The organism is Anaeromusa acidaminophila DSM 3853 (assembly GCF_000374545.1).
In the GTDB taxonomy this organism is placed as follows: Bacteria; Bacillota; Negativicutes; order Anaeromusales; family Anaeromusaceae; genus Anaeromusa; species Anaeromusa acidaminophila.
In genome coordinates, this window is sequence record NZ_KB894585.1 from 49,562 (window position 1) to 62,216 (window position 12,655).

Consider the following 12,655-nt stretch of genomic DNA (forward strand, 5'->3'; position numbering starts at 1 on the left):
AAAGGAGGTACGGCAATGGCGTCTTATGCGACAGAGGTCAAAAACGAATTGGCCCGCGTCCAGGGAGAGAGTGACTGTTGCCGCATTGCCGAGCTGGCTGCGCTTCTGCGTATGGGCGGAACATTACTCATCGGGGGCAATAAGAATTTGGGCCTTACGTTTACTACGGAAAATGCGGCAGTAGCCCGCAAAGCGTTTTCGTTGATAAAAACGGGATTTTCTCTGGCGGTGGAGGTAGTGGTTAAACGTGGCCGCCGCTTGAAAAAAATGAATACCTATCAAATTAAAGTCGCCCCGGCGCCGGGCGTGAGAGAACTGCTGACCGCAGTGGGCTTTTGGAAGGAAGACGGCATTCACATGGTGAGGGACAGCAGCAGCTTTAGGCGGTCTTGCTGTCGCCGAGCTTATTTGAGGGGAGCCTTTTTGGGCGGCGGTTCGGTGAACCGGCCGGAAGGGGATTACCACATGGAGCTGGTAACCGACAATTACCAATTTGCTCAGTCGCTGACGAAGATCATGAAATACTTTGAGCTTCCTGTACGTTTAACCGAGCGCAAGCAGTCGTATTTGGCTTATCTTAAGGATGGAGATGCAATTATTTCTTTTTTGCGTCTTATAGGAGCGCACAATGCACTGCTTTCCTTTGAAAATGTGCGCGTGGTCAAAGACGTACGCAATCAGGTCAATCGTTTAGTTAACTGCGAAACGGCTAATCTGCAAAAGACGGTGGAAGCGGCAGTGCGTCAAGTGGCCTGCATTCGGTATTTGGATGAGGCTGTAGGGTTGGAGAAACTGCCGGCTCATTTGAAAGAAGCCGCCCGCTTGCGTCTGGAGAACCCGGAAGCGCCTTTATCAGAACTGGTGGAGTTGTCCGGCGGGCAATTATCTCGTTCTGGTTTGAATCACCGTTTGCGGCGATTGGAAATGCTGGCGGAAAAGCATGGATTGCCGATGATTTCAACATCAACTCAAGGGAAGGGAGATACAGTATAGTGAATAACCAAGGCTGGAAGGCGGCGGTAGGGCTGCTTTTTCTTTTTGTTTTACTGCAGACGGGAGGGGTTAGCGCTGGCGCTGCCGCAGATGAGCGTACTTCCGTAGGAAATATGGAAGTATCTGCATTGCCGGAGTGGCCTGTGACGGTGGAAAAAAGCGGCCCGACCCTTCTGTTTTCTGATAGTCCGGAACTGGCATCGAACGACGGTATTTTATACCAAGATACGGTGCAAGGAGACGTGCGCCTATTTTATCATCATGTAAACGACACGAAAAACTGGAAGCGCTTAGCCATTGTTGTAGAGAACCCAGGACCTGGCATGGCGCAGCTTCAGATCCAGCGGGCGGGCCAAGCAGGGCCTAGCCAGGATTATCTGGCGGTGGGCAAAGAAGTGCAGGCTCGTTATTTCCAAGGAACAGGGGCGCGCAAAGTAAGCATACCTGCTGGCGGTGCGGCAGAAATTCTTTCAGGAGAGAACGGTGTTTCTTTCCGCTATAATGAATTGCTTACAGGGATGATGGATTTAAAAGCGGATCGGCCGGTGCGAATCAAAATTGTCTTTTGTCCAATTGGTGCGGAAGCTATTGAATTTGCCTCATGGGCTCCGATTTTGCCAGCAGACCAATATCGGATGAGGGGAACTTTTTTGCAAGCGGATCGTTTACTTACAGCCAAAAGCACCTATAATCCGCTTGATGACAATACGGTAGCGGTGACCTTAGCTGACAATTCTCAGGATGCTTTTGTTAAGGGCATTGATGCTACCGACGGAACAGAAACGGTTAATTACGGCAACTACGGCGTTATATACCAGTTGCGTTTGCCTACGGCTAATTCCGGCGGCGTAGCCCTGTATTTGAGTCCTCAAGGCGGTGAGTATGCAGGCTTTTTAGGCGTGCGGTATCAAAAACCGGCGGAGTTGGTGCTGCCGACTCCCATGGGACAAACCGCCTTTGGTTCAGTAGGAGATTTTAGGCAAATTTCTCTGGTCGGGCGCTATACCAGCGGGCAAGACTTGTTTGTGCGCTTTAGTCCTCCAGGCGGCTCTAACTTGCCGGTGCGTCTGGTTTTGTCTCCCTATTGGCGTTCCGGCGGCGCTTGAGATTGGCCTCTTGCATCTGGAAGGCAAAGACGGTAGAATAGATAAAGCGATCATTTCCTGAAAAGACAAGGAGGGAAGAATCCATGGCGAAACATATTGTGACTGTAAATAGTGCAGCCCTCAAGAAGACGGCATACACCGGCGGTTGCGGCGAATGCCAGACATCCTGCCAGTCGGCCTGCAAGACCTCTTGCACTGTCGGCAATCAGGTGTGCCAAAAGCAGAACTAATTTACTAGCAAATGTCGGGCCTCTTGCCGCTGGCGGCAAGAGGCCCTATGACTGTTTGAAAGGAAAGACCATGAATATACATTCTTTTAGCTTAAACGGGATGCATATCCTGTTGGATGTCAATAGCGGCGCTGTCCATGTGGTGGACGAGATGATTAGCGACATCATGAACGTATTTGACGGCGGCAATGACGAAGCGGTGCTGGCGTCTTTGTCGGAGCAATACAGTGAAACGGAACTGCGCGAAGCGCTGGCTGAGATGCATGAGCTGATTGCCGAGGAAAAATTGTTTACCCCCGCGTTGGAGGTGCCGCCTACCTTTAAGGAGGAGCCTATCCTTAAATCCTTGTGCCTCCATGTGGCCCATGACTGCAATCTTCGTTGTCGTTACTGTTTTGCCGGTACTGGCGACTTCGGCCACAGCCGGGGTTTGATGTCTGCGGAAGTAGGCAAGAAGGCTATTGATTTTCTCTTAGAAAAAAGCGGCAGCCGTCGCCATTTGGAAATCGACTTTTTTGGCGGCGAGCCTTTGATGAATTTTGACGTGGTAAAAGAATTGACTGCCTATGTGCGGCGCAGAGAGCAAGAAGCCGGCAAGGAAGTCAAACTGACGTTGACGACGAATGCGGTGTTGTTGCGGGATGAGGAGCTTCGCTTCTTGAATGAAGAGGGTATTTCCTTGGTGCTTAGCCTGGACGGACGTAAGGAAGTTCATGACTATATGCGTCCTAATGCCGGCGGCAATGGCAGCTACGAAACGGTATTGTCGAATATTGACAAAGCCATTCGTTTGCGGAATGACCAAAACTACTATTTGCGCGGCACCTTTACAGCGCATAACCTCGATTTTGCAGCGGATGTACTGGATATGGCCGATCGCGGCTATACGCAATTGTCCGTAGAGCCGGTAGTGGCGGAAGATGAGGCGGACTATGCCTTGAAAGAAGAGCACTTGCCGGAACTATTCCGGCAGTATGAATTGTTGGCGAAAGAATACTTGGAACGCAAGATGAGGGGCGAAGGGTTTGATTTTTTCCACTTCAATGTGGATATCGAGAACGGTCCTTGCGTAGCTAAGCGTCTCAGCGGCTGCGGCGCCGGCCACGAGTATCTGGCGGTCACGCCGCAAGGAGAATTCTATCCGTGCCATCAGTTTGTCGGCCGCGAGGCGTATCGCCTGGGTTCCGTAGACGAAGGCATTGTTAATGAAGAACTGCCTTGGACGTTTCGGCGGGCCCATGTGCTGGCTAAGGAAGAATGCAGCCAATGCTGGGCGCGGTTTTATTGCAGCGGCGGCTGCCATGCTAATGCTGACGCTTTCCACGGCTGTTTGGAAAAGCCGTATGAGCTTGGTTGCAAGCTGCAGAAAAAACGCTTGGAGTGCGCCTTGATGGTGCAGGCGGCGCTGGCTTTGGCGAAACGGCAGGATTCTTAAAGTGAAAAAGAGAAGTGACTATCTATGTGATAGTCACTTTTTTCTTATTGTTTTGGAGGCAGTCGTATATGGAAGATGGTAAAGAGCGCTGGCAGGTATTGGTGGAAGGCATTGTGCAGGGAGTGGGATTTCGCCCTTTTGTTCATAACCTGGCCCAGGAGCTGCAATTAGCAGGCTTTGTTTGCAATACGGGGGCTGGCGTGCTGGCGGAGGTTGAGGGGGAGGCCGCTTCGCTGCAAGAGTTTATGCAGCGGTTAGAGGCGGAAGCGCCGCCGATGGCTTTGGTGGAGAGAATAGAATGCCAAGTCATGCAAGCGACAGGGGAAAATAAGTTCGTTATCAAGCAAAGCCTTGCCGGGGAGACACTGACTCTTGTTTCGCCGGATATGGCTACCTGTGCCGAGTGTCAAAGAGAATTACTGGAGCCGACAGATCGACGGTATCGTTACGCTTTTATTAACTGTACCCATTGCGGGCCACGCTATACGATTATCAAGGATCTTCCGTATGACCGGCCGCAGACGACGATGGCCGGATTTTTCATGTGCCAAGCATGTCAAGAAGAGTACGAGAGTGCTGCTGATCGTCGGTTTCATGCGCAGCCCAACGCCTGCGCCGTCTGCGGCCCGGCGTATCGACTGATCGATGCGACGGGAACGGACTTTCTACTGGAAGCGGGGGAAGATATCTTCCAAGGGGCCCGGCGCAAAGTGAAAGAGGGAGCGATTTTAGCGGTCAAGGGCATTGGGGGGTATCACTTGGCTTGTGACGCCAAACAGCAAGAAGCGGTGCGCCGATTGCGGCGGCGTAAAGGAAGAGAAAAAAAGCCGTTAGCGGTGATGTGCCGCGAAATGGAACAAGTGCGTAAGCTCTGTTATGTGTCGCCGCAGGAAGAAAAACTGCTGCTTTCTCCAGCGCGGCCCGTGGTGTTGCTGCGAAAAAGATACGGGGAATTTGTGGCGGAAGAGGTGGCGCCTGGAAACGATTATTTAGGCGTGATGCTGCCCTATGCTCCGGTGCATTGGCTGTTGTTGGAGAAAACAGGTGTCTGGGTCATGACTAGCGGCAATGCCAGCGGAGAGCCAATGGTGCGGGATGAAACGGAGGCGCTTGCTTGCTTGGGCGGTTTGGCTGATTTTTTCTTAATGCATAATCGCTCGATTTGCCGAGGCGTGGATGATTCTGTTGCGCGCGTGTTGCAGGGAGACGTGCAATTGTTGCGCCGCGGGCGCGGATATGCGCCGCGGCCGATTCGTCTGCCTTTTGAGATGCCGTCTCTTTTGAGTGCGGGAGGCGAACTGAAGAATACGTTTTGCCTGACTCGGGGCGCCTATGCTTTTATGAGTCCTCACATCGGCGATATGGCCAGTGAGGCTACCTATGATTCATTTGTTTCGCTTGTAGCGCATTTGGAATGTCTTTTTAAGATAAAACCGAAAGCGGTAGCTTATGATTCGCACCCGGCGTATTTGACCGGACAATATGCGCAAAAGAGCAAACTGCCGCATTTTCCTGTGCAGCATCATCATGCGCATGCGGCAGCGGTGATGGCGGAACACAGTCTGAAAGGACCTGCGTTAGCCTTAGTTTTTGACGGAACTGGGTATGGAGATGACGGAAAGCTTTGGGGCGGTGAATTTTTGCTGGCTCAGTACGAGGATTTTCAACGGCTGGCGCATTTTTCCTATCGGCCGTTGCCGGGAGGGGAACAGGCGGTGCGGCAGCCTTGGCGTTTGGCGGCCTGGGTTTGGCAAGAAGTGTTCGGGAGTGGGGAAGCTTTGACCAAAGCGCCTTTCCCGGAGGGATGGCGAACGCTCATGCAGGCGGTATGCAGCGGTTTGGCAGCGCCCCACTCCTCTAGCGTCGGGCGTTTGTTTGATGCGGCGTCAGCTATTTTAGAAGTATGCCCGGAAAGCCATTATGAGGGGCAGGCGGCCATTGAATTGGAACAGCTTGCAGCCGGAAACGGCACTGCAGGGATAGCGCTAGCAGGCTGTCGTTTGCGGACGGAAGAGGAAACCTGGCAGGTGGATGCTGCGCCTTTACTGGCTTCGTTGCTGGAGAAACACCTTCAAGGAGAAAACGCGGCGGCTTTGGCGGCTGCATTTCACCAGACGTTGGGGCAAGCGGTATTGGATATGACTTGCCTTTTGGCTCAAAAGCACAAGGTGAATCAAGTCGTGCTGGGAGGCGGTGTTTGGCAGAACGCCTTACTGCAGCAGCAGGTGCGGCAAGGACTGAAGGAGGCAGGTTTAAAGGCGTATATGCCGGTGCAACTGCCGGTCAACGACGGCGGCCTGGCTTACGGTCAGGCCGTAGTGGCCGGGGCTATTTTGAGGCAGCGAGGTTCTCTTATTCGTTAGTTCCTTTCTCTTTCAATATGCTATAATAAGAAAAGTTTGCAAATCCTTGGTTTGGGAGGAATCAACTATGTGTTTGGCAGTTCCGGCGCAGATTGTAGAGCGTGAAGATATGGTGGCGACAGTGGATGTAGGAGGCGTGCGGAGGCAGGTAAGCATGATGCTGCTGCCGGAAGCGAAGATTGGGGATTATGTCTTGATTCATGCCGGATTTGCCATGCAGCAGATCGATGAAGAAGAGGCAAAGTTGACATGGAGCTTATTGCAGGAGATGGCCGAACATGTTCAAAACGCCTGAAGAAATACGCTGTGTTGCAGCGGCGGCAGTACAGGAAATAGAGCGATTGGCGATACGGCCGCTGCGGTTGATGGAGGTTTGCGGCACCCATACGGTGGCCATTTTCCGTCATGGCTTGCGGCAACTTTTACCGGAAGCGGTTGAGCTGGTCAGCGGTCCCGGTTGCCCTGTGTGCGTTACGCCGACTTCTTATATGGATCTCGCCATAGCCTATGCGGAGCAGCCAGGGGCGCTGATTGCCACCTTTGGCGATATGCTGCGGGTGCCAGGATCTTTTTCTAGCTTAGAAGAGGCGAAAAGCCGAGGTGCAGATATTCATACTGTATATTCGCCGCTGGAAAGCTTGGAACTGGCGGAACGGTTTCCTGAAAAAAGAGTGATCTTCCTTGGTGTCGGTTTTGAGACAACAGCGCCGCTAACAGCGGCCTGCGTTCGAGAGGCGGCTCGCCGTCAGTTGTCAAATTGGCTGCTATTGCCAGCCCACAAAGTAGTACCGCCGGCATTGTCTTCGCTGTTGCAAGACCCGGAGAGCCGAGTGGACGGTTTATTGCTGCCTGGACACGTGGCGGTAGTGACCGGTACGTCAGTGTTTGCCAATTTGCCGGCTCCGGCAGTTGTTGCCGGTTTTGAAGCCTTGGATATTTTAGAAGCGATTGTGCGGCTTGTGCGCCAAGCGGCTCAGGGAGAAGTTCGGCTGGAAAATGCCTACCGTCGCGTGGTTAGACCGGAGGGGAATCTTGTAGCCTTGTCCATGGTAAAAGAGGTATACGAACCGGCAGACTCCGCTTGGCGCGGTATGGGCGTATTGGCGAAGTCCGGCTTGCGGGTGCGGCAGGAATTTTCGCGCTGGGATGCTGCGCAAGCTTGGCCGTTGTCGACGCCGGAAAGCAAGGAAGTTTCAGGCTGTTGTTGCGGAGAGGTGCTGAAGGGACGAAGGCAGCCGCCGCAGTGTCCTTTGTTCGGGAGGACTTGTACGCCGCTGCAGCCAGTTGGCGCTTGCATGGTATCGGTAGAAGGCGTATGTGCGGCCTGGTATAAATACGGAGCAGGAAGGTGGTCGCCGTGAAAGAGGAGCAAATTCGCATGGCCCACGGGGCCGGTGGCAGGTTAAGCCGTCTTTTGGTGGAAGAAGTGATTCGGCCGTATTTCAGCAACGAAGTGTTGGATGTCATGCATGATGCGGCTTTTTTGCCGCAACAGGAAGGGCGGCTGGCTTTTACCACGGATTCGTATGTAGTAAAGCCGCTCTTTTTTCCTGGCGGCGATATTGGCCGCCTTGCTGTATGCGGTACAGTAAATGATCTGGCGGTTAGCGGCGCTAAACCGCTGTATTTGAGTATGGCCTTGGTATTGGAAGAAGGTCTGCCGTTGGCTACGCTGCGGCGTGTACTGGCGTCTATGGCGCAGGCGGCCAAAGAAGCGGGAGTTTGGATTGTTACAGGGGATACGAAGGTAGTGGAGCGAGGCGCAGTAGACGGATTGTTCATCAATACCGCTGGCGTTGGGGTTGTGCCGGATGGGGTGGATGTGACGGTGCGCCGGGTTAGAGCGGGGCAGCATGTTTTAATCAGTGGCTTTCTGGGAGACCATGCCTTAGCGGTTATGGCGGAACGTCATGGTTTGACACTGCCGGAAACAGTATGGAGCGATTGCGCTCCTTTGGCGGCTATGCTGCAGGAGGTATTGGCTGAAGTTCCGCAGGTAGCGGTACTGCGGGATCCTACGAGGGGCGGTTTAGCGACGGCATTGCAGGAAATCGCTGTGCAAGGAAGCGTATCCATGGAGTTGGAAGAAGCCTTGCTGCCTGTTCGACCTGAAGTGAAGGCTGCTTGTGATTTGCTCGGCTTTGATCCCTTGTATATGGCCAATGAGGGGAAATGTCTTTTGCTAGTAGAGCCAGAAGACAGCGAAAGGGTTTTGGGCGTTTTGCAAAAACATGCGCACGGAAGGGATGCTTGTCGCATAGGGTATGTGACGAAAGGAACGGAAGGAAAAGTAGGTATCAGGACCTTGGTCGGTGGAATGAGACTTTTGGGTCAATTAGAGGGGGACCAATTGCCAAGAATTTGCTAAATGATATATTTCTCATGTTTATATATTGACTGGTTAGTCTGTATGCCGTAATATAGTTAAAGAAGTTTTCAAAAGAAACTGATTTTCTTTATGGTTTTAAAATAAATAGTTGCAGGCAAGGCAAGTCTCGGGAGGATGAAAGAAAAATGGATGAAATGGTAACCAGACTAACGGCGGAATTCCTTAAGGCGATGGCGCATCCGGTGCGGATCAAAGTGCTCAAGTTATTATCTGAACAAGAACAATGCGTATGTGATTTGGTGGAAACTATCGGTATTGAACAGTCAAATCTGTCGCAGCACTTAAGTGTGCTGAAAAAACAGGGGATTATTGAGTCTCACAAAAATGGCACTAAAGTGATTTACAACTTAGTTTATCCTCCTGCAGTTGATATTGTGGACACAGTGGGACAGGTTTTGAGGGCGCAGATTTTTCAGAGCCAGACATTGCTGGAGCATTTGTAACTTAAAAAACAAAACCCCCGGCAAAAATTGCCGGGGGTTTTCTTCTGAAAAGAATGAAGATACGAAGACTCTTCAATTTATACTACTGATTTCCCAGGACTGCGCGTACAAGTAGATCAGCGCCTGCCAGATTGGTGGCGACAGGGACGTTGTGGACGTCACAGACGCGCAAAAGGGCTGTAATGTCCGGTTCGTGAGGCTGAGCCGTCAAGGGATCGCGCAGGAAGATGACCAGGTCGACTTCGCCAGCGGCGATGCGTGCGCCGATTTGCTGGTCGCCTCCCAGGGGGCCGGATAAATAGGTGTGTACGTTCAGATTGAGTTCGTCGCGTAAACGACGGCCTGTAGTAGCTGTAGCCAGTAAAGAATGAGGAGATAAAAGAGCCAGATGTTCGCGGACAAAATCCAGCATTAGCTGTTTTTTCTGGTCATGAGCGATTAAAGCGACGGTTTTCATAGCGACACCTCATTTTCAATGTTTTATCTAGCATAGCAGAAATAAAAGCAGAAAGAAATGGGCTAAAAAGGATTTCCTGGCTTGGGTAAAGAAGAGAGATAGGCGTAATATTGACGCTTTTCGCGGAATATACTACACTGGCAAAAAGAAAGACTGCATGAGCAAGGAGTAGGCATGAGAAAGATTGGGCTTTTATGTTGTTGGCTTTTAGTGATTTGCGGCGTGTTAACGGGTTGCGGGCCTCAATATGCCGGATATATTGATTTTTCCAAAGGAGCGAAGGTGGCGGCTCCGGCGGTGACAACAGAAGAAAAGCCGCTGCGTATAGCTATTACCTCGGTATTGTCGCCACAGGAAACCATAGGGTATTATCGACAACTGGCGGACCATGTGACGCGCGAAATGGGGCGGCCCATGGTATTGGTACAACGAAAAACATATGAAGAACTCAACTCGCTTTTGGCGAACGATCAAGTGGATTTGGTGTTTCTTTCTACTGGCGCTTATGCGGCTTATAGGGGTATTACCCCGATTGAGATGCTGGTGATGGTGGAATGGCAAGGACATTCCCGCTATCGTACAGAAGTCATTGTGCATAAAGACAGTCCCTATCAAAACCTGGAGGATTTGAGGGACAAGGTGTTTGCCTTTACGGACCCGCTGAGTCTGTCGGGGCATGTGATGGTGACAAACTATTTGTGGGAGCGACAAGAGCGGCCGGAAAAATATTTCCGACGCTATATTTATACTTCCAGCCATGACAAGTCAATTTGGGCAGTGGCTAATCGCGTCGTAGACGGAGCCTGCATGGACAGCATGGTGTATGAATACGCACAAGAGAAAAATCCGGATTTGGCGGCGCAGGTTAAGGTGATTGCGCAATTTCCACCTACGCCAACAGGGCCGGTGGTAGTCAATAGGCATTTACCTTTGGAACAGCGCCAAAGGCTGCAGCAAGTGTTTTTGCACATGCATGAACATCCAGAGCTTCATGAAGCCATGCGCTCGCTGCAGACGGATCGCTATGTGCCGCCGCGCCCGGAAGAATACGAACCGCTGCGGGAGCTGTATGATCATATGCGAGGCCTATCATGAAGCGTTTGAGTCAGTTGAGCATTTATTACAAAATCAACGGCATTACCATTAGCATGCTGGTTTTTTTCATGCTCTTTTCCGGCTGGCTGGTGCGCGGCTTCACGGCGGATGTTTTAGGAAAGCAGATCGAGCAGCGCGGCTTGGAAACGGCCATTTATATTGCTACGCTCAGCGCCGATGATGTAGTAGTAGACAACTATTTTGCCTTGCATGAGCGTATTAATACGAAAAAAAATAATACCGAAGATGTGCGCTACATTATTATTGCCGATCATGCCGGAAATCTGGTGGCGCATACTTTTGGGGCCGTGCTGCCTGAGGGGCTGCCTGGAAATACAGCGGAGCTTTTGGCTGACGGCGCGGATCATTCTGTGAATTTGTTTGACAGCAATGAAGGGCCGGTGCGTGAGGTGGTAGCTCCCATTGACAGCAATGCCAACATCGGCTTTGTGCGTGTAGGCATGTCGGAGCGCAACATGCAGCTTTGGCTGGATCGCAAGATTCGGGAGCTTTTGGTGTGGTCTTTGCTGATCGGTCTTGTGGCGGTTTCTCTGGCTACGAGAATGGCGCATGTCATCATGCGTCCTGTAGGACATTTGCTCAGTGCGGTGCGAGCTATTCGCGGCGGAGACTACTCGGCGCGGGCCAAGGTTGAAGCGGCTGATGAGATGGGGCAGTTGGCGCATGCGTTTAATGACATGGCGACATCGCTTCAGCAAAAAGAGGCGGAAAATGATCGGCTGTTGGATGCGTTGCGCGAAAAGGAAGCGCGGCGCGCCGAGTTGATTAAACGACTCTTTAGCGTGCAGGAAGAAGAGCGGAAACGTATTTCCCGGGAATTGCACGACAGCACGGGTCAGTCGATCACTTCCTTGCTGGTATACATGAAGCTGTTGCTTTCTAAGACGGTGGATGAAAAACAACGGGAACTGCTTCTGGGAGCGCGTGATGTGGTGTCCGGCGTGTTGGAGGATATGAAGCAAATGGTCGTAGACTTGCGGCCGCCGATTCTGGACGATCACGGCATTGTGGCTGCTATGGCTAAGTACTTACAGGCCTGGGGAGAACAAGTCGGAATAGAGGTGTCTTTCCGAGCGCCGGAAGACAAGCTGATAGTTAGCGATGAAACTGGTTTGGCCTTATATCGGGTGTTGCAAGAAAGTTTAACAAATGTCGCAAGACATGCACAGGCGTCTCGGGTGGATGTGGCTTTGGGATTGACAGCAGGGGAGTTAACGCTGGAAGTCAGTGATGACGGGGTGGGGATCGCCCCGGGGCGTCTCGAGGACGCCCGCAAGAATAACCATATGGGCGTATTCGGTATGCGTGAGCGAGTGGAACTTCTGGGGGGCAGACTATTGGTTCGTTCGCAGCCTGGCGGCGGGACGATGGTTTGTGTGCGGTTGCCTGCATTATGGGAAGGAAGTGGAGTCAATGAAGAATCGCATACGGATCATTCTGGCGGATGATCATAGCGTGTTGCGTGTAGGTTTGAAAATGTTGCTGGAAAGTGAATCTCATTTTTCTGTGGTTGGCGAGGCGGCGGACGGAGAGGAGCTGCTGACCTTATTGGAAAAGACAGAGACCGATGTGGTAGTAGTTGACTTGTCCATGCCCAAGATGGGGGGGCTGGAATGCATCAAGGAAATTCGCAGCCGTGGCATGGATGTAAAGATACTGGTTTTGACGATGTTTGGCGATGAAACGTATATCCGTGAGGTCATGCAGGCTGGCGCCAATGGCTATGTGGAAAAACAGGCGGTGGATGCGGAATTGTTTGCAGCGTTAAAAGCGGTAGCGGCAGGACAGTTCTATTTGAGCTCTAAAAACTCGCAAGCTTTGTTGAATTCGCTCTTTACAGCGGCGCCCCGCCCTAGCGGGCAGGATCCTTATGAGGTTCTTAGCGTTCGCGAACGGGAGGTTCTAAAGCTGCTCGTAAGGGGCTATTCGCTTTCGGAAATCGGAGCTAAGCTTTTTTTAAGTGTAAAAACGGTGGATACCTACAAAACGCGGTTGATGGAAAAATTGGGGTTAAGTAAAAAAAGCGAGCTTGTGGAATATTCTTTGAAACATGGATTATTGTCAACAAAAGACATTTAAGAAGTCGCTAATTTATTCACATCTTGCGCCAAACCGGTGCTTTT

The 12,655-nt window shown here is 51.7% G+C and carries 13 protein-coding genes; 12 read left to right on the forward strand and 1 reads right to left on the reverse strand.

Translation table 11 applies throughout. The annotated features are described in order from the left end of the window. Positions 1-15 precede the first annotated feature (15 nt). The 9 genes from whiA (at position 16) to C508_RS0103840 (ending at position 8,959) form a co-directional block, all read left to right on the forward strand. Positions 16-993, forward strand: coding sequence for a DNA-binding protein WhiA (whiA, locus tag C508_RS0103800; protein ID WP_018702218.1), 978 nt, complete (start codon positions 16-18; stop codon positions 991-993). Beyond that, positions 993-2,099, forward strand: coding sequence for a hypothetical protein (locus C508_RS0103805; protein WP_018702219.1), 1,107 nt, complete (start codon positions 993-995; stop codon positions 2,097-2,099). The genes whiA and C508_RS0103805 overlap by 1 nt, the downstream gene beginning before the upstream one ends. Before the next feature lie 83 nt (positions 2,100-2,182). Further along, a complete protein-coding gene (gene scfA / locus C508_RS19770; RefSeq protein WP_018702220.1) occupies positions 2,183-2,329 on the forward strand; it encodes a six-cysteine ranthipeptide SCIFF in 147 nt (48 codons plus the stop codon). Positions 2,330-2,399: 70 nt separating this feature from the next. Next, a complete protein-coding gene (scfB, locus tag C508_RS0103815; RefSeq protein ID WP_026319342.1) occupies positions 2,400-3,764 on the forward strand; it encodes a thioether cross-link-forming SCIFF peptide maturase in 1,365 nt (454 codons plus the stop codon). 68 nt (positions 3,765-3,832) lie between these two features. Next, positions 3,833-6,127, forward strand: coding sequence for a carbamoyltransferase HypF (hypF, locus tag C508_RS0103820; RefSeq protein WP_018702222.1), 2,295 nt, complete (start codon positions 3,833-3,835; stop codon positions 6,125-6,127). A gap of 67 nt (positions 6,128-6,194) precedes the next feature. Further along, positions 6,195-6,422: a HypC/HybG/HupF family hydrogenase formation chaperone gene (locus C508_RS0103825; RefSeq protein ID WP_018702223.1), complete on the forward strand. Its 228-nt coding sequence runs from the start codon at positions 6,195-6,197 to the stop codon at positions 6,420-6,422. Further along, positions 6,406-7,488: a hydrogenase formation protein HypD gene (gene hypD / locus C508_RS0103830; RefSeq protein WP_018702224.1), complete on the forward strand. Its 1,083-nt coding sequence runs from the start codon at positions 6,406-6,408 to the stop codon at positions 7,486-7,488. Before C508_RS0103825 ends, hypD begins: the two co-directional genes overlap by 17 nt. Beyond that, positions 7,485-8,495 (forward strand): hydrogenase expression/formation protein HypE, encoded by a 1,011-nt coding sequence (hypE, locus tag C508_RS0103835; RefSeq protein ID WP_018702225.1) that lies wholly within the window; start codon positions 7,485-7,487, stop codon positions 8,493-8,495. Before hypD ends, hypE begins: the two co-directional genes overlap by 4 nt. Before the next feature lie 146 nt (positions 8,496-8,641). Next, complete coding sequence (locus tag C508_RS0103840) at positions 8,642-8,959, forward strand: ArsR/SmtB family transcription factor (RefSeq protein WP_018702226.1); 318 nt, start codon at positions 8,642-8,644, stop codon at positions 8,957-8,959. An 82-nt stretch (positions 8,960-9,041) separates the two neighbouring features. Here the strand turns inward: C508_RS0103840 and C508_RS0103845 are convergent, their stop codons facing one another. Next, on the reverse strand, positions 9,042-9,416 hold the full coding sequence (locus C508_RS0103845) for a methylglyoxal synthase (protein WP_018702227.1): 375 nt from the start codon (positions 9,414-9,416) through the stop codon (positions 9,042-9,044). Positions 9,417-9,590: 174 nt separating this feature from the next. Here C508_RS0103845 and C508_RS0103850 point away from each other — a divergent pair, with 174 nt between their 5' ends. Genes C508_RS0103850 through C508_RS0103860 form a run of 3 tightly spaced genes read left to right on the forward strand, consistent with a single transcriptional unit; the run spans position 9,591 to position 12,611 of the window. Further along, complete coding sequence (locus C508_RS0103850; protein WP_018702228.1) at positions 9,591-10,511, forward strand: substrate-binding domain-containing protein; 921 nt, start codon at positions 9,591-9,593, stop codon at positions 10,509-10,511. Next, positions 10,508-11,980 (forward strand): ATP-binding protein, encoded by a 1,473-nt coding sequence (locus tag C508_RS17760; RefSeq protein ID WP_018702229.1) that lies wholly within the window; start codon positions 10,508-10,510, stop codon positions 11,978-11,980. Before C508_RS0103850 ends, C508_RS17760 begins: the two co-directional genes overlap by 4 nt. Next, positions 11,946-12,611 (forward strand): response regulator, encoded by a 666-nt coding sequence (locus tag C508_RS0103860; RefSeq protein ID WP_018702230.1) that lies wholly within the window; start codon positions 11,946-11,948, stop codon positions 12,609-12,611. Before C508_RS17760 ends, C508_RS0103860 begins: the two co-directional genes overlap by 35 nt. Positions 12,612-12,655 lie beyond the last annotated feature (44 nt).